General features: G+C 61.5%; 27 protein-coding genes. 8 read left to right on the forward strand and 19 right to left on the reverse strand.

Annotation, left to right across the window (positions count from 1 at the left end; translation table 11 throughout):
* The first annotated feature begins 25 nt into the window (after nt 1-25).
* Both NKT35_RS05440 and NKT35_RS05445 read left to right on the forward strand, forming a co-directional pair.
* Entirely contained in the window at nt 26-1,276 is a 1,251-nt protein-coding gene (locus NKT35_RS05440; RefSeq protein WP_254299555.1) for a phenylacetate--CoA ligase family protein, read from the forward strand.
* A gap of 1 nt (nt 1,277) precedes the next feature.
* On the forward strand, nt 1,278-2,210 hold the full coding sequence (locus NKT35_RS05445) for a GNAT family N-acetyltransferase (RefSeq protein WP_254299556.1): 933 nt from the start codon (nt 1,278-1,280) through the stop codon (nt 2,208-2,210).
* Here NKT35_RS05445 and NKT35_RS05450 read toward each other — a convergent pair.
* From NKT35_RS05450 to NKT35_RS05500, 11 genes are all read right to left on the reverse strand, one after another.
* Entirely contained in the window at nt 2,191-2,649 is a 459-nt protein-coding gene (locus NKT35_RS05450; RefSeq protein WP_254299558.1) for a GFA family protein, read from the reverse strand. The genes NKT35_RS05445 and NKT35_RS05450 overlap by 20 nt on opposite strands.
* A complete protein-coding gene (locus NKT35_RS05455) occupies nt 2,642-2,980 on the reverse strand; it encodes a YbjQ family protein (RefSeq protein ID WP_254299559.1) in 339 nt (112 codons plus the stop codon). Before NKT35_RS05455 ends, NKT35_RS05450 begins: the two co-directional genes overlap by 8 nt.
* Before the next feature lie 20 nt (nt 2,981-3,000).
* Nucleotides 3,001-3,729 (reverse strand): SDR family NAD(P)-dependent oxidoreductase, encoded by a 729-nt coding sequence (locus NKT35_RS05460; protein WP_254299560.1) that lies wholly within the window; start codon nt 3,727-3,729, stop codon nt 3,001-3,003.
* Between the two features lie 151 nt (nt 3,730-3,880).
* Entirely contained in the window at nt 3,881-4,300 is a 420-nt protein-coding gene (locus NKT35_RS05465) for a DUF3224 domain-containing protein (protein ID WP_254299563.1), read from the reverse strand.
* A gap of 221 nt (nt 4,301-4,521) precedes the next feature.
* Nucleotides 4,522-5,511: a murein tripeptide/oligopeptide ABC transporter ATP binding protein OppF gene (gene oppF, locus NKT35_RS05470; RefSeq protein WP_254299566.1), complete on the reverse strand. Its 990-nt coding sequence runs from the start codon at nt 5,509-5,511 to the stop codon at nt 4,522-4,524.
* Nucleotides 5,504-6,505, reverse strand: a complete 1,002-nt coding sequence (locus NKT35_RS05475; RefSeq protein ID WP_254299568.1) for an oligopeptide/dipeptide ABC transporter ATP-binding protein — start codon at nt 6,503-6,505, stop codon at nt 5,504-5,506. Before NKT35_RS05475 ends, oppF begins: the two co-directional genes overlap by 8 nt.
* Nucleotides 6,506-6,528: 23 nt before the next feature.
* On the reverse strand, nt 6,529-7,443 hold the full coding sequence (locus NKT35_RS05480) for an ABC transporter permease (protein ID WP_254299570.1): 915 nt from the start codon (nt 7,441-7,443) through the stop codon (nt 6,529-6,531).
* A gap of 13 nt (nt 7,444-7,456) precedes the next feature.
* On the reverse strand, nt 7,457-8,377 hold the full coding sequence (gene oppB / locus NKT35_RS05485) for an oligopeptide ABC transporter permease OppB (RefSeq protein ID WP_254299573.1): 921 nt from the start codon (nt 8,375-8,377) through the stop codon (nt 7,457-7,459).
* 140 nt (nt 8,378-8,517) lie between these two features.
* Nucleotides 8,518-10,134 (reverse strand): peptide ABC transporter substrate-binding protein, encoded by a 1,617-nt coding sequence (locus tag NKT35_RS05490; protein WP_254299575.1) that lies wholly within the window; start codon nt 10,132-10,134, stop codon nt 8,518-8,520.
* 448 nt (nt 10,135-10,582) lie between these two features.
* Nucleotides 10,583-11,617 carry a dihydroorotase gene (pyrC, locus tag NKT35_RS05495; RefSeq protein WP_254299577.1) on the reverse strand — a complete coding sequence of 345 codons (1,035 nt, stop codon included), beginning with the start codon at nt 11,615-11,617 and terminating at the stop codon, nt 10,583-10,585.
* Between the two features lie 65 nt (nt 11,618-11,682).
* A complete protein-coding gene (locus NKT35_RS05500; RefSeq protein ID WP_043571791.1) occupies nt 11,683-11,913 on the reverse strand; it encodes a sulfurtransferase TusA family protein in 231 nt (76 codons plus the stop codon).
* Between the two features lie 115 nt (nt 11,914-12,028).
* Here NKT35_RS05500 and NKT35_RS05505 point away from each other — a divergent pair, with 115 nt between their 5' ends.
* The 6 genes from NKT35_RS05505 (at nt 12,029) to NKT35_RS05530 (ending at nt 16,413) form a co-directional block, all read left to right on the forward strand.
* Nucleotides 12,029-12,793 (forward strand): NRDE family protein, encoded by a 765-nt coding sequence (locus tag NKT35_RS05505; protein ID WP_371926450.1) that lies wholly within the window; start codon nt 12,029-12,031, stop codon nt 12,791-12,793.
* Between the two features lie 7 nt (nt 12,794-12,800).
* A complete protein-coding gene (locus NKT35_RS05510) occupies nt 12,801-13,316 on the forward strand; it encodes a CNP1-like family protein (protein WP_254299581.1) in 516 nt (171 codons plus the stop codon).
* 59 nt (nt 13,317-13,375) lie between these two features.
* Nucleotides 13,376-13,981 (forward strand): hypothetical protein, encoded by a 606-nt coding sequence (locus tag NKT35_RS05515; RefSeq protein ID WP_254299583.1) that lies wholly within the window; start codon nt 13,376-13,378, stop codon nt 13,979-13,981.
* A gap of 223 nt (nt 13,982-14,204) precedes the next feature.
* Nucleotides 14,205-14,948 carry a PAS domain-containing protein gene (locus NKT35_RS05520; protein WP_505190905.1) on the forward strand — a complete coding sequence of 248 codons (744 nt, stop codon included), beginning with the start codon at nt 14,205-14,207 and terminating at the stop codon, nt 14,946-14,948.
* Nucleotide 14,949: 1 nt separating this feature from the next.
* A complete protein-coding gene (locus NKT35_RS05525; RefSeq protein ID WP_254299587.1) occupies nt 14,950-15,846 on the forward strand; it encodes a DMT family transporter in 897 nt (298 codons plus the stop codon).
* 99 nt (nt 15,847-15,945) lie between these two features.
* Nucleotides 15,946-16,413: a hypothetical protein gene (locus tag NKT35_RS05530; RefSeq protein WP_254299593.1), complete on the forward strand. Its 468-nt coding sequence runs from the start codon at nt 15,946-15,948 to the stop codon at nt 16,411-16,413.
* Between the two features lie 207 nt (nt 16,414-16,620).
* Here the strand turns inward: NKT35_RS05530 and moaC are convergent, their stop codons facing one another.
* The 8 genes from moaC to murC all read right to left on the reverse strand — a co-directional run bounded on the left by moaC (nt 16,621) and on the right by murC (nt 23,969).
* Nucleotides 16,621-17,109 carry a cyclic pyranopterin monophosphate synthase MoaC gene (moaC, locus tag NKT35_RS05535; protein WP_254299600.1) on the reverse strand — a complete coding sequence of 163 codons (489 nt, stop codon included), beginning with the start codon at nt 17,107-17,109 and terminating at the stop codon, nt 16,621-16,623.
* Between the two features lie 33 nt (nt 17,110-17,142).
* Nucleotides 17,143-17,325, reverse strand: coding sequence for a hypothetical protein (locus NKT35_RS05540; protein ID WP_254299602.1), 183 nt, complete (start codon nt 17,323-17,325; stop codon nt 17,143-17,145).
* A gap of 2 nt (nt 17,326-17,327) precedes the next feature.
* Nucleotides 17,328-18,239 carry a UDP-3-O-acyl-N-acetylglucosamine deacetylase gene (lpxC, locus tag NKT35_RS05545; protein WP_254301349.1) on the reverse strand — a complete coding sequence of 304 codons (912 nt, stop codon included), beginning with the start codon at nt 18,237-18,239 and terminating at the stop codon, nt 17,328-17,330.
* 112 nt (nt 18,240-18,351) lie between these two features.
* On the reverse strand, nt 18,352-19,539 hold the full coding sequence (ftsZ, locus tag NKT35_RS05550) for a cell division protein FtsZ (protein ID WP_254299603.1): 1,188 nt from the start codon (nt 19,537-19,539) through the stop codon (nt 18,352-18,354).
* Between the two features lie 100 nt (nt 19,540-19,639).
* On the reverse strand, nt 19,640-20,854 hold the full coding sequence (gene ftsA, locus NKT35_RS05555) for a cell division protein FtsA (protein WP_254301350.1): 1,215 nt from the start codon (nt 20,852-20,854) through the stop codon (nt 19,640-19,642).
* 46 nt (nt 20,855-20,900) lie between these two features.
* Entirely contained in the window at nt 20,901-21,626 is a 726-nt protein-coding gene (locus NKT35_RS05560; RefSeq protein WP_254299604.1) for a cell division protein FtsQ/DivIB, read from the reverse strand.
* Nucleotides 21,616-22,527 (reverse strand): D-alanine--D-alanine ligase, encoded by a 912-nt coding sequence (locus tag NKT35_RS05565; protein ID WP_254299605.1) that lies wholly within the window; start codon nt 22,525-22,527, stop codon nt 21,616-21,618. Before NKT35_RS05565 ends, NKT35_RS05560 begins: the two co-directional genes overlap by 11 nt.
* Nucleotides 22,528-22,574: 47 nt before the next feature.
* Nucleotides 22,575-23,969, reverse strand: a complete 1,395-nt coding sequence (gene murC, locus NKT35_RS05570) for a UDP-N-acetylmuramate--L-alanine ligase (RefSeq protein WP_254299606.1) — start codon at nt 23,967-23,969, stop codon at nt 22,575-22,577.
* Between the last annotated feature and the right edge of the window lie 3 nt (nt 23,970-23,972).

Consider the following 23,972-nt stretch of genomic DNA (forward strand, 5'->3'; position numbering starts at 1 on the left):
CCCGGCCGGCGCATTCGGAACCCACATGAAACTTTCGCTGATTCAACTTGTAGAGCATGCCCGATCCCATTCGGCCTTTTACCGCGACCTGTACCGCGAGCTGCCCGAACAAGGCTGGCGGCTGCGCGACCTGCCCGTGACGCCGGCCGCCGCGTACTGGCGCGGCGCGGATTCGCTCCCGGACTGGCCGGTGCTGACCGGGCCGCTGGAAGACGGGCATGTGTTCAAAACCGGCGGCTCCACCGGCGACGGCAAGCTGTCGGTGTTCCGCCGCGCCGAATGGCGGGACTTCGTCCAGTCCTTCGGCCAGGGCCTGGCCCATCAATTGCGCGCCGGCGATCGCGTCGCCAATCTGTTTTTCGCCGGCGACCTCTACACCAGCCTGCTGTTCATCCATGGCGCGCTGTCGAACGCGCCGCTGCCGGTGGTCGAATACCCGTTCACCTGCACCGTCGAGCACGCGCATCTGGCCGACGCCATCCGCAGCTTGAATATCAACGTGCTGGCCGGCGTGCCGGCTCAACTGATCCGCTTCGCCCAGTTCCTGCGCGACGCCGGCCAGGCATTGCATGGCGTGGAAACCGTGCTCTACGGCGGCGAAAGCCTGTTCGGCGAACAATTGGCGCTGCTGGGCCAGGCCTTTCCGCAAGCGCGGCTGGCATCGGTCGGCTGCGCCAGCGTAGACGCGGGCCTGATCGGCTATGCCGCGCCCGATTGCCGCAACGGCGAGCACCGCGTGTTCGACGGCGACAGCATCGTGGAAATCATCGACGAGGACAGCGGCGAGCCGGTGGAGGACATCGATCAGCCCGGCCTGCTGGTTTTGACCAATCTGCAGCGACGGCTGATGCCGGTGATCCGATACCCCACCGGCGACCGCGCCTGCTGGCGCGAGACCGAAGGCCCCAACCGCAAATTTTCCTTGCTGGGCCGCGCCGGCGCCGGCCATCGCATCCGCATCGGCACCTTGTCGCTGTTCCCTGACGCGCTGGCCGAAACGCTGCAAAGCTGGCCGCAGCTGCTGGCCTGGCAGCTGCAAATAGACCGGCAGGATGGCCGCGATCTGCTGGGCTTGCAGCTTGCCGCCAACCAGCCCCTGCCCTTGGACGCGATCCGGCGCGAAGTGCTGGCACGGCACGCTGACATCGCCGCGCGCTGCGACAGCGGCGAGCTGGCCTTTGTCGTGCGGCAATCGCCGCCCGGCGAGCTGCGCACCCATCCCCGCTCCGGCAAGCTGATGCGGGTGGCGGACCTGCGCGACTATCAGGAGGCCTGACATGAACGCTCGCGTGGAGAAAACCGCTTGGGCGCGCGACTACCAAGCCGGCGACGCAGCCGGCGTCAGCGCCTTGTTCCGCGCCGTCTACGGCGATTACTACGTGTACCCGGATGTGTACCTGCCCAGCCAGATCGAACGACGCAACCGCAGCGGCCAGTGGCTGTCGGCGGTTGCCCTGCGCGGCGATCAATTGGTCGGCCACGCCGCCTTGTGGCGCGATCCGGCCCGCCCCGGCCAGGCGGAGCTGGCGCTCAATGCGGTCCATCCGGACGCCCGCGGCCTGGGCATCGCCACCCTGCTGGGCCGCCATCTGATCGATGCCGCCAAAGGACTGGGGCTGGCGCTGATCACCATCAAGCAGGTGTGCTCCCATCCACAAAGCCAGTATGTCGCCCAATCGCTGGGCTTTCACACCACCGCCCTGCTGCTGGACTACGTCGCCTCGCCCTTCGGCAAGCCCGAGCCGGAAAGCATCGTGCTGGGCTGCCTGCCGCTGCGCGCCCGCGCCTTGCCCGCATTGGACTGGCCAGCCGCATGGCGGGACTGGCTGCGCCCCCTGGTTCAAACCTTCGGGGAAAATGCCGCGCCGTCTGCGGCGCAACTGCCGTCGGAACTGAGTTTGGCGCGCCATGGCCAGCGGCTGGAGATCCATCTGGATTCGCCCTCCGCCGCCCGCATCGACGAAATCGCCGCGCTGCCGGCCAATCAGCTGCTGTACCTGACCCTGGCGCTGAGCGCGGAAGCGCTGAGCCTGGCCGATGCGCTGGCCAGCCACGGCTTCCGCTTTTGCGGCTTGCTGCCCGATGCCCGGCTAGGCTGGCGTTTGCTGTGGCTGCGCGGACAGGGCCCCTCGCCCGAGCATTTCTGCGATGCGCGCGCCGAGCAGTTGTGCGAACTGGGCGAAACCGCGCTTACGGCTGGGAAGGCGTAAGCGCTTTGCGCAAACAGAGATCCAGCTCCTCCATTTCCGGCATCGCATCATGGTGGCATGCTCCCTCTGCGATGCGATCCCAACTCGCGCGGGAGGCGACAAATAGGTGCGCCCGCACCTCGCTGTCGCCGGCCTCGTCCAACAGCCCGGCCGGCACCCAAGCCTGCCGGCCATTGCGCATCCGGTGCGGGACGGTGCTGCCGCAGGTCAGGCAAAAATCCGAGCGGTAAGCGCTGGCGGTTTGATAGGAGCGGATATTGTCCTCGCCGGCCTCCCAGCGAAATTGCGGCAAATCGACGAAACAAGCCGTATCGCAGGCCGAGCCGCTCAAACGCCGGCACAAGGAACAATGGCATTGATAAAAATGCGGCAGCGGCGCGGCGATGGAAAAACGCACAGCGCCGCACAAGCAACAGCCTGGATAACGGGTTTCAGCCATCGATGGGTTCCACCCGCACCGCCGTGCCGTAACACAGCACCTCGGTCAGGCCGGCCATCACGTCGGTGGCGTCGTAGCGCATGCCTATCACTGCATTGGCGCCCAAGGCCAGCGCATGCTCGCTCATCAGCGCGTAGGTTTCCGAGCGAGCCTGCTCGCACAAGCTGGTATAGATGGTGATGTTGCCGCCGAACAGCGACTGCAAACCACCCAAGATATTGCCGACCACCGAGCGCGAGCGCACGGTGATGCCGCGCACCACGCCCAGATTGGCGGTGATGCGGTAGCCCGGCAGCTCGAATGCTGTGGTGACCATTTTGGCTGGCAGCATGGTTTTCTCCTTCTTCGGTTTCAGAATTGCACCAATGGACTGGCCCCGCCATCCACATACCAATTAGCGCCGGACACGAAGCTGGCCGCCGGGCTAAGCAGAAAGGCGGCCACCCGCGCCACTTCTTCCGGCGCGGCGAAACGGCCCAGCGGATACTCCGCCAACTTGCGCCGATACGCTTCCGGATCTTCGCGCCGCAGCTGATCCCACATTCCGCCGGGAAACTCGGTGACGCCGGGCGACACGGTATTGACCCGCACCTGCGGCAATAACTGACAGGACAGGCTTTTCATATAGTGGGCCATCGCCGCCTTGGCCGCGCCATAGCCTTCGAACAAGGCGGCGGGCTGCGAGGCAGACATCGAGCCGATATAGCACAAGGCGCCGGCGGACGATTGCCGCAAATAGGGCGTCGCCGCTTCGACCAAGGCGATGGTGGCCTCCATATCGGTGCGGATGGATTCGCGCCAACTGCCTTTGAGCGCGCTGACATTGGCCGCCAGGCCGTCGAAGGCGCCGATGTCGGCCAGCCATTCAGCCACTGCCTGATCATCCAGTACGTCCAGCGCGCGGCCGCTCACCCGCCACTCGCGTGGCAAGCCGCTCAGAAAAGCATCCAGCCGCGCGGCGTCGCGAGCGCAGCAGAACACTTCCGCGCCCTCCGCCGCCAGGGTTTTGACGATGGCCGCGCCGATGCCGGACGAGCCGCCCGTCACCGCCATGCGTTTGCCCCGCAATTGCAAATCCATGCCTGTCCTCACTGTGATTGGGAAAAATATGCGCCCAATGACGTAGGGCGGAAGCCCAAAGGGCGTTCCGCCGTACCTTTCGCACGAACCATCGATAAGGCGGAACGCCCGGTCATGCCGGGCTTCCGCCCTACCGCAGCCACGCCAGGCGTCAATCCAGCCACAAAGTCAGCAGATACTCGCCGCCATGCGCGCCGGGCTGGCTGATGATGCGGCCCTCTCCTGACAGGTTCTGAAAATCGCCGCTGCCGCTGCCCGGCAGGATTTTCAAACTACCGCTGACGCCCGCCGTCGCCGAATAGACGCCGTCGTGCAGCAGCACGAAGCTGCCGCGCTTGTCGCCCCAGCTGGCGACGACCCGCTCATAACCGATGAAGCGCACATCGCCGCCGGCCTCGCGCGGATACAAAAGCTGATATTCCAGCCAGCCCTCGCCTTGCAGCGAGCCTTCAAAAGCGTTGACGACGCTGGCGCGCTTGAGCTCGCCCGCGCCTTCCTGCTGTTGCAGCGCCTGCTCCTGCCATTGCTTGGCCTGAAAACGGGTACTGGTCGCCGTCACGATGGAAGCCATGCCTTTCTCCTCGGTTTACGTTGGAAGGCGCCCGCAGGGCGCCTCGCATTTTGCCGGTGAATCGCTCCTCAGGCGGGGCGTCCACCAGGGACTTAAGCTTGGGATCGGCTTGACGGCTCAAGCATCGCCAAACAGAAAATAACATTAGCATACCACTGCCTGAACAAGAAAAAACCGCCCGCGGCCTTGCGGCGACGGGCGGTTCCTTCATCCGGCCTGGGTCAAGCCAGCAGGCAGGAGGACTGGGTTTGTTCGCTCAGCTTGCGCAGTTCCGGTTTTTCCTTGCCGCAACGCTCTTCCGCCTGCGGGCAGCGGGTGCGGAACACGCAGCCGGACGGCGGATTGATCGGGCTGGGCAGATCGCCTTGCAGGATCTGGATCACCTTGTTCTTTTCCTGCTTCGGGTCCGGAATGGGGATGGCCGACAGCAGCGCGCGGGTGTAGGGGTGCGAAGGCACGTCGTACAGCGCGTGCTTTTGCGCCAGCTCCATCTCGCGGCCCAGGTACATCACCAGGATGCGGTCGGAGATGTGCTTCACCACCGCCAGATCGTGGGCGATGAAGATCAGCGCCAGGCCCATCTCGCGCTGCAGCTCCTTCAGCAGATTGATGATCTGCGCCTGGATGGACACGTCCAGCGCCGACACCGGCTCGTCGCAGATGATCAGCTTGGGCTCGAGGATCAACGCGCGGGCGATGCCGATGCGCTGGCACTGCCCGCCGGAGAACTCGTGCGGGTAGCGGTTTATCATCTGCTCCCTGAGGCCCACCTTCTTCATCATCGCCTTGACGCGCTTGAGCACCTCTTCGGACGACAGTTCCGGCTTATGCACGCGCAGCGGCTCGCCTATGATCTGGGCGATGGTCATGCGCGGGTTCAGCGAGGCCAGCGGATCCTGGAAGATCATCTGGATGTCTTTGCGCACGTTCAGCCAATCTTTTGGGCTGCCCTTGCGCAAGTCCTTGCCCATCCAGACGATTTCGCCTTCGGTGGCCGGAATCAGGTTGAGAATGGCACGGCTCAGCGTGGACTTGCCGCAGCCGGATTCGCCCACCACGCCCAGCGTTTCGCCGGCGAAGAGGTCGAAGCTGACGCCGTCCACCGCCTTCAGCGTTTTCTTGGGGCTCCACGGCCAGGCGTCGCCGCCCTTGACCTGGAAATGCACCTTGACGTTGCGCACCGACAGGATGGCTTGCTTGTTGTCAGCCATGGGTCACCTCCTCGGCGGCTTTCACCAGTTCTTCCGCCGGCTTGTGGCAGGCGCGCAGGATTTGCGGATTGAGCGTGCTCGGCGCCAGCGGCGGCAGCTCGGCCGCGCAACGCGAGCCGGCGTGCGCGCAGCGTTCGCTGAACGGGCAGCCCTTGGGCATGTTCGCCATATTGGGCGGATTGCCCGGAATGCTGATCAGGTCGCTGCCGTCGTGGTCCAGGCGCGGCAAGGCGCCCAGGAGGCCTATGGTGTAGGGATGGCTGGGGTGATAGAAAATATCGTCGGCCTTGCCGTATTCCATCGCGCGGCCGCCATACATCACCAGCACGTTTTCGCACAGGCCCGCCACCACGCCCAGATCGTGGGTGATCATGATGATGGAGGTGCCGAAATCGCGCTGCAGGTCTTTCAGCAGCGCCAGGATCTGCGCCTGCACCGTCACGTCCAGCGCGGTGGTCGGCTCGTCGGCGATCAGCAGTTCCGGCTCGCACAGCAGCGCCATGGCGATCATCACCCGCTGGCGCATGCCGCCGGAGAACTCGTGCGGATACATGGCCACGCGGCGCGCCGCCTCGGGGATGCGCACCGCGTCCAAGAGCTCGATCGCCCGCTTCTTGGCCTCGCGGCGGCTCATGCCCTTGTGCAGCTCCAGCACCTCGGTCATCTGCCGCTCCACCGTCAGGTAGGGGTTCAGCGAGGTCATCGGGTCCTGGAAGATCATCGAAATGCGGTCGCCGCGGATCTTGTTCAGCTCGGCCGGGCTCATCGCCAGGATGTTCTGGCCGTGGAACAGCGCTTCGCCGCTGGTTTTGCCGTTCTTGGCCAGCAGGCCCATCATCGCCAGCACGGTCTGGCTCTTGCCGGAGCCGGATTCGCCGACGATGCCCAGGGTCTGGCCCTTGTTCAGCTCGAAGTTCACGCCATTGACGGCGTTGACCACGCCGTCGTTGGTCTGGAACTGAACCCCGAGGTTGTTGACTTTCAAAATGCTCATGACTTGCCTCGTCTATCCTGGGGTCAGCGGTCTTTCGGGTCCAGCGCGTCGCGCAGGCCGTCGCCGATGTAGTTGGCGCAGTAAAGCGTCAACGACAGCATGCCTGCCGGGAACAGCATCATCCACGGCTGGTTCTCCATCACCTTGGTGCCGTCGCCGATCAACACGCCCCAGCTGGTCATCGGCTCTTGCACGCCCAGGCCCAGGAAGGACAGCACCGACTCGGTCAGGATCACGCCCGGCACCGTCACCGTGGTGTAGATCACCACGATGCCCAGCAGATTGGGCACGATGTGGCGGAAGATGATGGTGGTGGTGGACACGCCGATGGCGTGGGCCGCTTCGATGTATTCCTTGGAGCGGATGGCCAGCGTCTGGCCGCGCACCACGCGCGCCATGTCCATCCAGCCCAGGATGGTGATGGTCAGCACCACCAGGTAGAACTCGCGGCCCAGCAGCGTCACCATCATGATGGCGATCAACAGATAGGGCACGGCGTACATCATGTCGACCACGCGCATCATCGCATTGTCCACCACGCCGCCGAGGAAGCCGGCGGTGGCGCCCCACAGCACGCCGATGATCACGGCGGCGATGGTGGCCAGCAGGCCCACCATCAGCGAGATGCGGCCGCCGATCAGGGTGCGCACCAACAGGTCGCGGCCCAGATCGTCAGTGCCGAACAAGTGCAGGTTCTGGAAAGTCGGCGCCAGGCTGATCGCGTCCCAGTCGGTATCGGCATAGCCATGCGGCAGCAGCCACGGACCGACGATACAGGACAGCGTGATCAGGGTCATGATCACCAGGCTCACCACGGCGGCCTTGTTGCGGAAGAAACGGATGCGGGCGTCGCGCCACGGGCTGCGGCCCTCGGTCGCGGCTTCGGCCAGGCCGGTTTCCAGCGCCGCGACGACCGCGGCTTGTTTGCTTTTCATCATGAAGAAATCCCCCTCAGTAGCGGATCTTCGGATCGAGCAAGGCATAGGCCAGGTCGACGAGGAGGTTGAACAACACGGTAATCACCGTCACCAGCACCACCAGGCCCAACACCAGCGTGTAATCGCGGTTGGAGGCGCCGTTGACGATCAGCTTGCCCAGGCCCGGCAGCGAGAAGATGGACTCGGTCACCACGGCGGAGGTGATGGACGAGATCGCCAGCGGCCCCAGCAGCGTCACCACCGGCATCAGCGCGGGCTTGAGCGCGTGGCGCAGCACGATGGTGCGCAAGGGCAGGCCCTTGGCGCGCGCGGTGCGGATGAAGTTGCTGTTCAGCACCTCGATCAGACTGCCGCGCATCACGCGGCCTATGGTGGCCACGTTGATGAACACCAGCAGCGCCACCGGCAACACCATGTAGGAGACGGCGAAGTCATCCCAGCCGCCGGACGGCAGCCAGTGCAGCGTCATCGAGAAGATCAGCACCAGCACCGGGCCGATAATGAAGGATGGGAAGGCGCTGCCCATATTGCCCACCAGCATCACCAGATAGTCGATGATGCTGTTCTGGCGCAAGGCGGCGATGGTGCCCAGCAGCACGCCTATGAGCAGCGAGATCAGGATGGCGCTGCCGCCGATGGCGGCGGAAACCGGCAGCGCGTGGGCCACCAGGTCGTTGACGCTCCAGTCGGCGTAACGGAACGACGCGCCCAGGTCGCCGTGCAGCAGGCTGTTCAGGTAATAGAGATATTGCTTCCACAAGGGCAGGTCGAGGTGATACTTGGCCTGCAGATTGGCCAGCACCTCCGGCGAAACCTTGCGTTCGCCGTCAAACGGGCCGCCCGGCGTCATGTGCAACAGCAGGTAGCAGACCGTCGTCACGATCCAGACGGTTGGTATCGTCACCAACACGCGGCGAAGAGTATAAGACCACATCGCATGAAACTCCCGTTCGCCCTTCCGCGGCGGCGGGTAGGGGCCGACCGCTCGCTCGGGGCGAGAACACCACAATCATCGGCCGGCTGCCCTTGCGGAGCAACCGGCCTCGTCACGCGGCAAATCCCGCGTCGTTCCGCTTAGTGCTGAATGATGTACAGGTACTTGCTGCGGTAACGGTCAGCCGTATTCTTCAGCGAGTAGCCGCCAACATAAGGCTTCACCAAACGCGGCAGGGTGTATTGCAACACCGGGATCATCGGGTAGTCGTCCATCACCACCTTGGTGGCCTGGGTCAGCAGCTCGGTGCGCTTGGCCGCGTCGGTGGTGGCGTTGCCCTGGTTGATCAACTCTTCCGCTTTCTTGTTGCAGTTGAAGTTGTCGTTCTGGGTGTTGCCGCACTGCACCAGGGCCAGGAAGGTGGTGGCGTCGTTGTAGTCGGCCAGCCAGCCGTTGCGGGCGATCTGATAGTCGCCGTCATGGCGCTTCTTCAGGAATACCTTGAACTCGGTGTTGTCCATGGTGGTATTCAGGCCCAGCTTGGTTTTCCACTCGGAGGCCACGAAGATGGCCATCTTCTTGTGGTAGTCGCTGGTATTGTAGGAGAGCTTGATGGCGGTGCCCGGCTTCACGCCGGCCTGGGCCAACAGCTTCTTGGCCTCTTCCACGCGCTTGGCCATCGGCCACTTCGCCCAGTCGTAGGTGGACGGTTTGGCGCCGTGCACGCCGTTGACCATCACGCTATAGGCCGGTTGCTGGCCGTCGGCGGTGATCTTGCTGGCCAACAGATCGCGGTCCACCACCATGGACAGCGCCTTGCGCACGCGGATGTCCTTCATCAGCGGGTCTTTATTGTTCAGACCATAGTAGCGCAAGCCCAGGATGGTGTTGTTCTTCAGGTCCTTCGGCATTTCGCTCTTCAGCTTGGCGAAGGTGCCGGGCGGAATTTCATAAGTCATGTCGGTCTGGCCCGACAGGTAGAGCTTGTTGTCAGCGTTCTGGTCTTCGATCGGCAGGAAGCTCACCTTGGTCAGCTGGACGTTCTTGGCGTCCCAGTACTGGGCGTTCTTCTCGATCACGACCTTGCTGTTGACTTGCCAGTCTTTCAGCACGTAGGGGCCGTTGGATACCATCTTGCCCGGCTTCACCCAATCCTTGCCGTATTTGTCGATCACGGCCTTGGGGGCGGGGCCGAGCTGGGCGTTGGACATCAGTTCCGGCAGATAGGACACCGGGAAGGCGGTCTTCACTTCCAGGGTAAACTTGTCCAGCGCCTTCACGCCGATGGCGGAGTTCGGCTTCTTGCCGGCGACGATGTCGGCGCCGTTTTCGAAGAAGATGCCGAAGGTGCCGGCGTAAGGCGCGGCCAGCTTCGGATCCACCAGGCGGCGGATGCCGTAGACGAAGTCGTCGGCAGTCACGATGTTGCCGTCGGACCATTTGGCGTTCTTGCGCAGCTTGAACACCCAGGTGGTCGGATTGGTCTGTTTCCAGGACTCCGCCACGCCCGGCTGCACTTTGCCGTCGTTGTCGGTGGCGGTCAGCGCTTCGAACAGGTCATGGGTGATGATGTTGGCGGGCACGCCTTCCACCACCATCGGGTCCAGCGACTCCGGCTCGGAGCCGTTGGAGCGCACCAGTTCCTGCTTGGCGGCCAGCTTGACGCCGGCCGGGATATTGGCGGCGAACACGGAACCCGAGGCCAGGGCCAGCGCGACCGCGCCGGCGATCGCCTTCAGCGATTGCTTGTTAGTCATCTTCTACTCTCCTTGTTCTGTCTCCGCCTCGTCAGTCGCGAGGCGGGGGATTTTTTTCACTCGATTGTATCCAGAGTGGGTGCGCTGATTATGCGCTGAGGATTTTGAATACTTCAAGCCCCTCGAACGACAATATGCCATTCATTTTTCTAAGAAAGAAAAATTTGTCCGACAATGGACTTTTAAGGCAAATCAACGGCCTGCGATGCGAGTTTGTTTTATACAAACAGCATTCAGATATGTCGGATACTGATTTGAGCTTTCAGAAAAACTAATGGCTAAAACGCCGACGGGCAAGCAAAGAAGAGTAAAAACCGCGGTTACACATCAGTGTTTTCTGATATGCAAAAAATGAGGAAAGAAGCGAAAACAAACAGAAAAGCGCGCCAAGCGGCGCGCCGTGGAAAAACTTTCAACGAAGCCGGGAAAACTCAGCCTCGCACTGGCTTCAGCCTTGCAATCGCCACTGCACGGTTTCGCCCGCGCGCAGCGGCACCAGGCTGTCGCCCGGATAAGGCAGGCTGGCCGGCACTGTCCAGCTCTCTTTAAGCAATGTGATGCGGTCTGGATTGGCTGGCAAACCATAGAAAGCCGGGCCGTTCATGCTGGCGAAAGTTTCCAGCTTGTCCAGCGCGCCTGCCGCCTCAAAGGCCTCGGCGTACAGTTCGATCGCCGCGTTGGCGGTATACATGCCGGCGCAGCCGCAAGCCGCCTCCTTGGCGCCTTTCGCATGCGGCGCGCTGTCGGTGCCGAGGAAGAACTTGGCCGAGCCGGAAGTCGCCGCCTTGAGCAACGCCTGGCGGTGCAGCTCGCGCTTGAGCACCGGCAGGCAATAGTGGTGCGGGCGGATGCCGCCGACGAACAGCGCGTTGCGGTTCATCAGCAGGTGGTGGGCGGTGATGGTGGCGGCGATATTGGCCGGCGCGGCGGCGACGAACTCGGCCGCCTCTCGGGTGGTGATGTGCTCGAACACCACCTTCAGCGTCGGCAGCTTGGCCAGCAGCGGCTTCATCACCCGCTCGATGAACACCGCCTCGCGGTCGAACACGTCGATATCGGCATCGGTGACTTCGCCATGCACCAACAGCGGCATGCCGACCTCAGCCATCGCCTGCAGCGCCGGCATCGCGTGGGCGATATCGGTGACGCCGTGATCGGAGTTGGTGGTGGCGCCGGCCGGATACAGTTTGACACCATGGACGAAGCCACAGGCCTTGGCCTTGCGGATCTCCTCGGCGCTGGTTTTATCGGTGAGGTACAAGGTCATCAGCGGCTCGAAAGCGCTGCCGGCCGGGCGCGCGGCCAGGATGCGCTCGCGGTAGGCGGCGGCGGCTTCCACCGTGGTGACCGGCGGCTTCAGATTGGGCATCACGATGGCGCGGCCCATCTGGCGGCAGGTGTCGGGCAGCACCGCTGCCAGCGCGTCGCCATCGCGCAAGTGGAGGTGCCAGTCGTCGGGACGGATCAGGGTGAGAGTCTGCATGGTGGGTGGCTTTGCATCGTAAATGGATAAAACAATGGCGACGGAACAACCGTCGCCAATCGCGCTTATTTTCGCTTGAGCACCATCCGGAACTTGCCCTCGCCGGTGGTGGTCGATTCCAGCAGGCCGTTGCCGGTCTGGCGGCAGAAGGCCTCGAAATCCTTGGGCGCGCCCGGATCGGTGGCGATCACCTCCAGCACGGCGCCGCTGGCCATGTCGGCTAGCGCCTTCTTGGCGCGCAAAATCGGCAGCGGGCAGTTCAGGCCGGAAAGATCAATCTGTTTATCGGGTGTCATGGGCCGGTGTCCTTCCCCGGATCGGGTTACAATTGAGTCAGGCGCAGCCGCTCGATGCCGGCCGCAGCCCGATAGTTTACGCCTTCGTCACGCCATACCCAAATCGGTCCGCAATATGTGCATTATCGCTTTCGCCTATAAAATGCCGGGCATGGGCCAACTGGTCCTGCTGGGCAACCGCGATGAATACTATGCCCGCCCCGCCGCGCCGCTGGACTGGTGGCCGGAATATCCCCACACCCTGGGCGGCCGCGACCTGCAGTCCGGCGGCAGCTGGCTGATGGTGGACGGCCGCAACCGCATCGCCGCCATCACCAATTTCCGCGACGGCTTCCCGCCCAAGGCGGAGCGCTCCCGCGGCGAACTGGTGCAGCGCTTTGTCACCGGCGACGAAGACCCGTTCGCCTTCGCCGACTGGCTGCGCGCCGAATGTCATCATTACGGGCCGTTCAATCTGCTGTTCGGCACCACCTCGGACTTGTTCTTCTTCCACAGCCCCGGCCGCCAGATCGCCCGCGTCACGCCCGGCATCCACACCCTGTCCAACGCCACGCTGGACACTCAGTGGTTCAAGAGCAAGCGGCTGGCGGAATACCTGGCCGAATTCGGCCGTCCGCCGACCGAAGACCAAGCTTATGCGGCGCTGACGGACTCGACGCCGGCCGGTCCTGGCGAATTGCCGAATACCCGCATCGGCCTCGCACTGGAGAAAATCCTGTCGCCGATCTACATCCAGGGCCGCGATTACGGCACCCGCGCCTCCATGCTGTTGACCGTCTCCAGCCGCGGCGACATCGCGTTCTCGGAATTGAGCTGGGGCCTGGCGCGGCGCGAAGCGGGACGCCGCCATTACAACCTGCGCGCCGGCACGGCGCGCTGATAGGGAGATGCAATTGAAGTTCCATGCCACTCTGCCGGCTTTGCTGGCGCTATGCCTCAGCGCCGCAGCCCTTGCCGAAGGCAAGCTGCCGATCAACCGCAATTACGCGACGGATGACGACAAACCATGGGAGGAGCAGGCCTACGCCCTACCCGCCTATCCGAAGCAGGCCGACTGGATAGAAGTGAAACCGGACTGGCTGCAAAGCAACCGCTTCTATGTCGACGGGCAAACGCTGAGCGTGGGCCAGGACGGCGTGGTGCGCTTCATCAGCAAGGTGCTCAGCCCCAACGGCGTGGAAAACCTCAGCGTCGAAGGCATCCAGTGCAAAAGCAACCAATACCGCGCCTATGGCTTCGGCGACAGCGTCAATCAGCGCTGGATAGAAACCTTGCGCCCGGTTTGGCTGCCCATCGATTATGGCGACAAATTGAGACGCGAGCTGCGCGAACGCATGTGCCCCTACCACTCCGCGCCGCGCGCGCCGGAGGAAGCCGTTCAGAGCTTGCGCAAAGGCGGCTGAAACGATGCCTGACAGGTGTTCTAAGATGAAGCATCTGTCTTGCACTCGCGTAGGCGCCGATGGATCAGCAAACTCAACAGGAAAACCGCGAAAGAGAGTGGGTCCGGCGGTTATTCGAACAGAAAGGCATCGCGCCGCTGGATGTCAGATCGCTGAAGTGCCCGGCCCCGGATGTCGGCGTGGCCTTGTCCGATGGGCGCTTCCTGGCCATTGAGGTCACCGAGGTGCTGGCAGGCGAGCACGCCCGCCGCACGGCCCGGAAAAAAGACGTTCAATCCGCCCAGCAAGCCGCGGGCGGCATCGGCCTGATGTTCACCCAACCCGCCAATGCGCTGGATGTGGCCTGTCGAATAGAAGCCAAAGTCGGCAAGGACTACCAAGTGCCGCATGGCCACCAACTTCACCTGCTATTGGCGGCCGGCACCGTCGAACACGGCTCGCTGGCCTCGGCCCTGCCCTCCATCCTGTCGATAAGCGAACTGGATCAACTCACCCATGACATGCTGTCGCGCTCCCGCTATCAGCATGCTTACCTTCATGTCCAGCTAGGGCAAGGCCTCTACGAGTGGAACCGCCATCAGCGCTGGCATGAGATTCACCCTCCCCATCCAGTTGAAGCGCATTACCCAGATGCCTCTGAGCCTGTGAGGCAAGCGGCCCGTTGATAGCGGCGATCGAAATTTCAACGGTATTGCCCACATAGGGTCCAGCGGTCCGCCTCGCTATCCCTGTCATTTATTCGCCAATCTCATCTTTGTCCTTTTTCTTCCCATCTCCCAGCCCCTGACGCTTGTTGTTTTTCATAATTATTTGTGGCACATTTAAATGACAATTGCATTTTGTTCTAAGTGCAACTGTTCTTCTGAATACAATTCCAAGGTTGAGGTTATGCACCCCATTTATTCTTTCAAACACTTCTCAGAACTGGAGTGTTTCGTCGATCAACTGGAATGCGTCGGTCAAATGGCTGGCGCCAAGGACCTCCACCATAATTTTGTTTATGTCAATGCGTCTTATGCTGACTTCCATGGGCTGCCTAGGGACGAAATTATTGGAAAAAAATCAGGAGACATGCCCAATGGCATTAATGTTCTATCGCCATTAATGCATGAGCAAGATCAAATGGTATTGCTGCAACAGAAAAAAATCATCATGGGCAGCATCCACCCTCATCGCAATGGCGGCGACCCCAGAGCCTACAAGTTTCGTAAATTCCCAGCTCTTCTCAATGAAAAACACCCAATCATCTTATTTACTGGAGAAGACCTGACATGCGACACGACTTTTTGGAGCGATGTCCTATGGAATATTGAACCCATGGTTAAAGTAGAGAAGCTTGTCTCCGCATCATATTCACAGCAATTAGAATCAAAGGACTTAGGCATTCCCTTAAGCGACAATGAGTGGGCAGTACTCAGTCTATTGCTACGCGGCATACCGACAAAGCGAATCGCTTCCATCTATGAAGTCTCTATACGCACAATCGAAAACAGAATTGAATCTCTGAAAGATAAATTTGGCGCTCTTAATCAGCAGAACTTATTAGACATGGCCAGGAGAAGCGGCTATCAATCGGTTATTTCTCGCGCAATATTCAAAGAACACATGACCTACAATCTTCTAGTCGAATAAAATGAACCGAACTCACACTTTAATTACCATACTGCTAGCAACAAGTATTTTTGGTTTCAATTACGTAGCCGCGAAAATCAGCTCGATAAAAATCGACCCCGTTGATACCGCGATGCTGCGAGTGGCATTCGCTGCACTTCCCGCCTGTCTGATTCTGCGAGTTGAACGAAAAGAATGGGCTCACGTTTTACTTTATGGCGTGGCATTCTCTTTCGGTCTATTCCTCTTCTTCAAAGGTTTAAAAACTGGCGCAGATGCCGGTATATCATCCGTCATCATGCAAGCTGGATCGCTTTTCACTGCAGTTGCTGGAATTATATTTTTTAAAGAAAAGTGGAACCAATTTAATATCCTAGGATGTGCCATTGCCATGTTAGGAATTTACTCAATATCAAAAATACAGGGAGGCGGCATCAACCTGGCAGGCATTGCCTTTGTTCTTGCATCAGCATTTAGCTGGACATTCGCCAACTTAGCCGTCCGCCACTCCAGAACTAAGCGCCCGGTTGCCTTTGTCGCCTGGGGAAGCTTGGTTTCAGCCCTTCTGCTTGCAGCCACTCACTTAATTGATGGAGCGCCTCTTGCTGCCGTCTTGGAAAAGATTGATCAACGCGCTTGGTTGGCCATAGCATTTCAAGGTTACATCACTACCCTAGTGGGTTATGGACTTTGGACTTTGCTACTCAGCCGCAATCAACTAGTACTAAGCGCACCCAGCTATTTACTCGTCCCTGCCTTTGCGCTACTCTTCTCTCACATTATCCTTAATGAGACAATAACCATCCAAAAAGTGTTATTCTCATGTATCGTCGTCATTGGCGTCACCATCAACTCATGCGCCCATCAAGTTGGCGCCTGGATCAATTTACGTAAGAAATCCACCATTCTATCACAATGACATATGCGGCAGAAGCGTGTTTTTCACTCTGGCACGCTTCACGCATAAAAATAAAATCTCCATATCACTTCTTATTCATACCTGTGAAGGGTTGTTGATATGGCCAATGATAACTTTTCAGATATTGACCGTTTCCGAGATAAATTTATCGAGATTGTTGCCCGGCATATCCGCCAAGAGCTGGATCAAACTGAGTTGGAAAATTTAACTGCTCAGGCTCAATGCAATATCCCTCACACTCCAGGCCTACATTTTGAGGCTTTTGACTCTATCGAGAATAGAGTTAGACATCTCGCTTTTGAAGAAGCCATTTCTCCCTTGGAAATGCTGTCTGTTCCATATTTTTTTCAACGCTTGCAAATCATCGGGCAGTTGCATGATCGGCCCGTCTGTTACTTCAAGGGTTGCGGCATCTACTTGTGGAGCCTGGAGCCGGATGGCGACTCGCTAAGCTTTTGGCTTTCATACCCAGCCTATCCGCCCGGCTGGCCCCAGTCGGAGATAGACTCATTTCAAACCATGCTGGAGATCGAGAAAGCGCCCAACTCTCACCCTCTGCCATGCTAAAACCATGGAGAGAAAATTTACTCCACCTACAGGCAATGACACGCATCCTACTTCCGCTTGCACGGAAACGTTGGCCAAGGATCGCCAGCAATGAAAGATATTTTTGGCGTTGCGAAAAGCTCATCCCCCAAATGCCTTGAGGGAAATAAAAACAGCCCCTGGTCACGGGGGCTGTAAATGACATGCGATGAACGGCAAAGATGCAAATCACGCGCCCTTTGCCGCGCTTCTCCAGCTGCCGCTCTGGCCGCCATCCTTCTCCAGCAGCCGCACGCCGCTGATTTCCATGCCGCGGTCCACGGCCTTGCACATATCGTAAATGGTCAGCAGGCCGATATTGGCGGCCGTCAGCGCCTCCATCTCCACGCCAGTCTGGCCCTGGCATTCCGCGGTCACTTCGACGCGCACCGCGCTCTGCTCTTCCAATAACGCAAAATCCACCGCCAACCGCGTCAGCGCGATCGGATGGCACAACGGGATCAGATCCCAGGTTTTCTTGGCCGCCATGATGGCGGCGACGCGGGCGATGCCCAATACGTCGCCCTTCTTGTGGCCGCCGTCACGCACCAGCGCGAAAGTGGCCGGCAGCATGCAGATGACGCCTTCGGCCACGGCGCGGCGGGCGGTGACGGCCTTGTCGCCGACATCGACCATATGGGCCTGGCCGGCTGCGTCGAAATGAGTCAGTTTTGTCATGGCGTACCCTTCAAATGACAACGCCCGCCGCGTTCAACGCAGCAGGCGGAATATCAGCCAGAAACAGCAAACAATAATCAACAAGCCGGCGCTCCAGCGGACGATGGCCAGCCCGCGGCGCAGATAACGGCGGTCATGGGTGAGCGCGAAACACAGCATCGCCCAGCCTATCGCCAGTATCGTCGCCAGCAGCCACAGCCGCCAGAAGCCGAACATGCTTACTCCTGCGGCGGCAGCAGATGGAAGCTGGACGGCGCATCCAGAGGATCGTCGAAGGTGACGTATTCCCAGGCGTCCGGCGTGGCCAGCAGCTTGCGCAGCAGCTTGTTGTTCATCGCGTGGCCGGACTTGTGGCCGGAGAAGGCGGCGATCAGCGGATGGCCGATGATGTACAAATCGCCGATCGCATCCAGCAGCTTGTGGCGGACGAACTCATCCGGGAAACGCAGGCCTTCCGGATTGAGCACGTATTCGTCATCAATGACGATGGCATTATCCAGACTGCCGCCGCGGCCCAGGCCATGGTTGCGCATGTATTCCAGCTCATGCATGAAGCCGAAGGTGCGGGCGCGGCTGATCTCGTCCATATAGGAGTGGCGGGCGAAGTCCACTTCCACCGTCTGCGGCGCGCGGTTGAACGCCGGATGGTTGAACACGATGCCTAGCTTGACCTTGAAGCCTTCATGCGGATCCAGCCGGACCCACACATCGCCCTCTTCCACCAGCACGCTCTGTTTGACGCGGATGAAACGCTTTTTCTTGGACTGATCCACCACCCCGGCCGTCTGCAACAGATAGAGGAAAGGCGCGGCGGAGCCATCCATGATGGGCATTTCCGCCGCCGTCACCTCGACGACCAGGTTATCGATGCCGAAGCCGGCGAAGGCCGACATCAGATGTTCGATCGTGCCGACACGCACGCCGGTGTCTGTCACCAGCGTGGAGGAGAGTCGCGTGTCGTTCACGAGCGATGGTTCCGCCTTCACGTCCACCGGCTCGGGCAAGTCGGTGCGGCGGAAGACGATGCCGGTATCGGGCGGCGCCGGCAGCAGGGTGAGCTTCACCCGCTCGCCGGAATGCAGACCGACGCCCGTGGCGCTGATCGCTTGTTTCAGCGTGCGCTGCAGAATCATTTCAGGCTACTCAACCAAACGGGAAAACCCGATTCTAGCATAGCGACTGCCTATGCTTTATTGATTGATTTGCTTGCAAGAATAGCGTTTCTCTATCCTGTTTCTCCGCTTAATCAGCCTGCTTGCGCAGGAAGGCCGGAATGTCGTAGCTCTCGCTCACTTCCGGATTGGAAAAATCCAGCGATTGCGACGGACGGCGGCGGCCGGTACGCATGATGGCCGGCGCATCCAGGTCTTCGTAGTTCACCATTTCCACGGCGCGGTCGTCGGTGCCGGTCTTGACGATCTTGATGTACTCCGGACGCTCCTCGTTGCGAACGGTCTTTTTCTGCCCCAGGCCGGTGGCGATCAAGGTCACGCGGATGGTGTCTTCCGGCATGTCTTCCACTTCGGCGGTGCCGAACTTGATCTGCGCGTCTTCGTCCGCGTACTGGCGGATGATGCTCATGATCTCGCGGTACTCGCTCATCTTCAGGCAACCAGGCGCGGTGGAAATGTTCACCAGCACGCCGCGCGCGCCTTCCAGGGTGATGTTGTCCAGCAGCGGGCTGGCCACGGCCTGCTCGGCGGCCACGCGGGCGCGGTCGATGCCGGAAGCGTAGGCGGAACCCATCATCGCCAGGCCCATCTCGCCCATCACGGTGCGCACGTCGGCGAAGTCGACGTTGATCAGACCCGGGCAGGTAATCACTTCGGCGATGCCGGCCACGGCGCCCTTGAGCACGTCGTCGGCGGCGCGGAAGGCTTCGCGCATGGTCACGTCTTCGCCCAGCACTTCCATCAGCTTCTCGTTGGGAATCACGATCAGCGAGTCGACGTGCTTTTTCAGGTCTTCGATGCCGTTCTGCGCCACTTTCAGGCGTTTGCCTTCGTGGTCGAACGGACGGGTGACCACGCCCACGGTCAGAATGCCCATTTCCTTGGCCACTTCGGCCACGACCGGAGCCGCGCCGGTGCCGGTGCCGCCGCCCATGCCGGCGGTGACGAACACCATATTGGCGCCGCGCAGGCTTTCAGCGATGCGCTCGCGGTCTTCCAGAGCGGCGCTGCGGCCCACTTCCGGATTGGCGCCGGCGCCCAGGCCGCGCGTCAGGTTGGAGCCGAGCTGCAGCTTCTGCGGCGCGCGGTTGCGCTGCAGCGATTGGGCGTCGGTGTTGGCGCAGATGAATTCCACGCCGTGCACATTGCCGGAAATCATGTTGTCGATGGCATTGCAGCCGCCGCCGCCGACGCCGATCACCTTGATCACGGCCGCGCTGGCCGTTTCTTGCATCACTTCAAAAACCATACCGCTCATTTCCCTCTCCTCAATAAAGATGAGCCATCCATACTGCTTGGTACTACGCCCGAACAAACTCGAAAATGCCGCCGGCGCCCGCCGGCAGCCCGTAAATCCATCAGAAATTGCTGCCGAACCACGCCTTCATGCGCGAGAACATCTGGCCCATGCCGGCCGACTCGGTCTTCACCGGGCCGGCATAGCCTTGAATCTGATCCTTGCCGTACAACAACAGGCCGACGCCGGTGGAGAAGCGCGGCGTCTTCACCACTTCCGCCAGGCCGCCCACATACTTGGGCACGCCCACGCGCACCGGCAGGTGGAACACCTCTTCGGCCAGCTCCACCATGCCCGGCATCAGGCTGGCGCCGCCGGTCAACACCATGCCGGACGACAGCAGCTCTTCGAAGCCGCTGCGGCGCAGCTCTTGCTGCACCAGCTGGAACAGCTCCTCCACGCGCGGCTCGACCACTTCGGCCAAGGTGGCGCGGGACATCTGGCGCGGACCGCGCTCGCCCACGCCCGGCACTTCAATCATCTGAGCCGGATCGGCCATGCCCACCAAGGCCACGGCATGCTGGATCTTGATGTCCTCGGCCTCCTTGGTCGGGGTGCGCAGCGCCATGGCGATATCGTTGGTGATCTGGTCGCCGGCGATCGGAATCACTGCGGTGTGGCGGATGGCGCCGCCCACATACACGGCGATGTCGGTGGTGCCGCCGCCGATGTCGATCAGGCACACGCCCAGGTCTTTCTCGTCTTCCGACAGCACCGCGATGGCCGAGGCCATAGGCTGCAGCACCAGGTCGGACACTTCCAGGCCGCAGCGGCGCACGCACTTGGTCACGTTCTGCGCGGCGGACACCGCGCCGGTGACGATGTGCACCTTGGCTTCCAGCCTCACGCCGCTCATGCCCAAGGGCTCGCGCACGCCTTCCTGGCCGTCGATGCTGTATTCCTGGGTCAGGATGTGCAGCACCTGGTGATCCGGCGGAATGGTCACGGCGCGCGCGGTTTCGATCACGCGGTCGATATCCATCTTGGTGACTTCGCGATCCTTGATCGCCACCATGCCGTGCGAGTTCACGCTCTTGATGTGGCTGCCGGCGATGCCGACGAACACCTCGTGAATCTTGCAGTCGGCCATCAGCTCGGCCTCTTCCAGCGCGCGCTGGATCGCCTGCACCGTGGATTCGATGTTCACCACCATGCCGCGCTTCAGGCCGCGCGAAGGCGTGTGGCCCATGCCGACGATATTGAGCTGGCCGTCTTCCAGCACCTCAGCCACGATCGCCACGATCTTGGAGGTGCCGATGTCCAGGCCGACCAGCATGTTCTTGCTTTCCTTGGGTTTGCTCACCTGTCGCTCCAACGCCTAATCACTTGTTTCCCTTGGCCGGCGGCGCCTTGTAATCGGGCATCCGCACGGCGAATCCATTTGGATAGCGCAGATCGACGTATTCGATGTGATACGGCAACCGCGCCAACTCGCTCTTCCAGTAGGTGGCGAAACGCTCAGCCCTCGCCACCACGTCATTTCTGCCCAGCTCCAGCTGCAGCTGGTTGTCCAGCACCACTTTCCACGCTCGCCGCGACGACAGCCACAGCTCGCGCGGCGCCTGGCCCGACGGCTGCAACACCTGGCGCATTTGCGTCAGCATCGCCGTCATGTCCTTCTCGGCGCCGGCCGGACCATAAAACACCGGCAGCTTGGCGTCGCTGGCGGCGTCGAAACGCTCGCCGCGGGTGTTAACCAGGCCGTTTTCTCCCCAGCGCGCCAGCGCCACATGCTCCTCCACGGTGATGTCCAGCGCGTCCGGCCAGCGCCGCCTCACCTGCGCGTCGCGCACCCACGGCAATTTGCCGAAGGCGGCGCGCGTCTTGTCGATATCCAGCGTGAAGAAGGTGCCGGACAGTTCATGCTCCGCGATGAATTTCAGCTGTTCGGCCGTCACCCGGTTCATGTCGCCCTGAATCCGTATCTTCTTCACCGGGAACACCGGCGCGTGCGTCAGCCAGAATCCCCCCGCATACAACAACATCAGCGCCGTGGCGCCCAGCATCAGATTGGCCAGGCTTTTGAGCAGCCGATGGTTATCCCACATGCACCGTATCCAATACCTTCAGACACAGGTCCTCGTAAGCGATGCCCTCGGCCCGCGCCGCCATCGGCACCAGGCTGTGGCTGGTCATGCCCGGGCTGGTATTGGCTTCCAGCAGGTAGATTTCGCCCGCTTCGTCCATCAGGAAATCCACCCGGCTCCAGCCGCGGCAACCCAATACCTTGAACGCCTTCAGCGCCAGTTCGCGCGCCTTGGCCTCCACTTCCGGCGCCAGTCCCGACGGACAGCGGTACACCGTGTCATCGCGGAAATACTTGGCCTGGTAATCGTAATACTCAGTGGCCGGTTCAATCTTGATGGTCGGATACGCTTTGTCGCCGATCACCGCGCAGGTGTACTCGCCGCCGCCGATGAACTGCTCGGCGATCACCACCTTGTCGTACTTGCGCGCTTCTTCGAACGCCGCGCGCAATTCGCCCGGCTGCTTCACCTTGGTCACGCCTATGCTCGAACCTTCGGTGGAAGGCTTGACGAAGATGGGCAGGCCCAATTGCTTTTCGATGGCGTCGAAATCGCTGCTTTCATCCAACAGCTCAAAGGCCGGAATCGGCAGGCCCGCGCCCTTCCACAACAGCTTGGTGCGCCACTTGTCCATGGCGATGGCCGAGGCCATCACGCCGCAGCCGGTATACGGCATGCCCAGCGCTTCCAGCGCGCCCTGCAGCGTGCCGTCCTCGCCGAAGGGGCCGTGCAGGATGTTGAACACGCAAGCGAAACCTTCTTCCTTCAGCGCCGAAAGCGGTTTTTCCGACGGGTCGAACGAATGCGCGTCCACCCCTTTGGACTGCAGCGCCGCCAGCACGCCCGCGCCGCTCATCAGCGACACTTCGCGCTCCGAGGAACTGCCGCCCATCAATACCGCCACCTTGCCGTACTGCTTCATCTATCTATCCTCAACAAGCCCGCGCCGCGGCGCGGGCAGAAATCCAGTCACACCGCCAGCGCCAGCGCCTTGGCCGGCACTGCGCCGATCGAGCCTGCGCCCATGGTCACCACCACGTCGCCATCCTGCGCCGCGTCCAAAATGGTTTGCGGCATGTCGGCGATATTCTCGACAAACAGCGGCTCCACCTTGCCGCCCACGCGCACGGCGCGGGACAGGGCGCGGCCGTCGGCGGCCACGATGGGCGCTTCGCCGGCGGCATACACTTCGCCCAACAGCAGCGCGTCGACGCCGGACAGCACCTTGACGAAGTCTTCAAACAGATCGCGGGTGCGGGTATAGCGGTGCGGCTGGAAAGCCAACACCAGCCGGCGGCCCGGGAACGCGCCGCGCACCGCCGACAGCGTGGCCGCCATTTCCACCGGGTGGTGGCCGTAGTCGTCGATCAAAGTAAAACTGCCGCCGTTCTTGGCCTTCACTTCGCCATAACGCTGGAAGCGGCGGCCGACGCCGGCGAACTCCGCCAGACCCTTCTGGATGGCTTCGATGCTGGCGCCGCATTCCAGGCCGATGGCGATGGCGGACAGCGCGTTCAACACGTTGTGGCGGCCCGGCAGGTTCAGCACCATCGGGAAGCGAGTGGTCTTGCCGTTTTTCACCACCACGTCGAAATGCATCTGGCCGGCGGCGGCGCGGACGTTTTCGGCGTAGATGTCGGCGGAATCGTCCAGGCCGTAAGTGGTGACCGGCTTGGTGATGCGATCCTTGATCTCGCGGACGTTCGGATCATCGACGCACAGCACCGCGCGGCCGTAGAACGGCATGCGCTGCAGGAAATCGACGAAAGCCTGCTTCAGCTTGTCGAAGCTGTGGTCGTAGGTGTCCATGTGGTCGGCGTCGATATTGGTCACCACCGCCATCACCGGAGACAGATGGAGGAAAGACGCGTCCGATTCATCGGCCTCGGCCACCAGGAATTCGCCGGAGCCCAGCTTGGCATTGGTGCCGGCGGCGGTCAGCTTGCCGCCGATGACGAAGGTCGGGTCCAGGCCGGCCGCGCCCAAAATGGATGCGGTCAGGCTGGTGGTGGTGGTCTTGCCGTGGGTGCCGGCGATGGCGATGCCCTGCTTGAAGCGCATCAGCTCGGCCAACATCATCGCGCGCGGAATCACCGGGATGCGCTTGTCTCGCGCCGCCAGCACTTCCGGGTTGTCCGCCTTCACCGCGGTGGAGGTCACCACCACGTCGGCGCCTGCTATATAAGTGGCGTCGTGGCCGAACGATACGCGCACGCCTTCGGCCGCGAGCCGCTTGGTGGTGGCGTTGTCGGCCACGTCCGAGCCGGACACGGTATAGCCCAGTCCGTGCAGCACCTCGGCGATGCCGCACATGCCGACGCCGCCTATGCCCACGAAATGTATGTGTTTGACTCTGTGTTTCATCGT

Origin of the sequence: Chromobacterium sp. IIBBL 290-4, from assembly GCF_024207115.1 — a bacterium.
Lineage (GTDB): Bacteria > Pseudomonadota > Gammaproteobacteria > Burkholderiales > Chromobacteriaceae > Chromobacterium.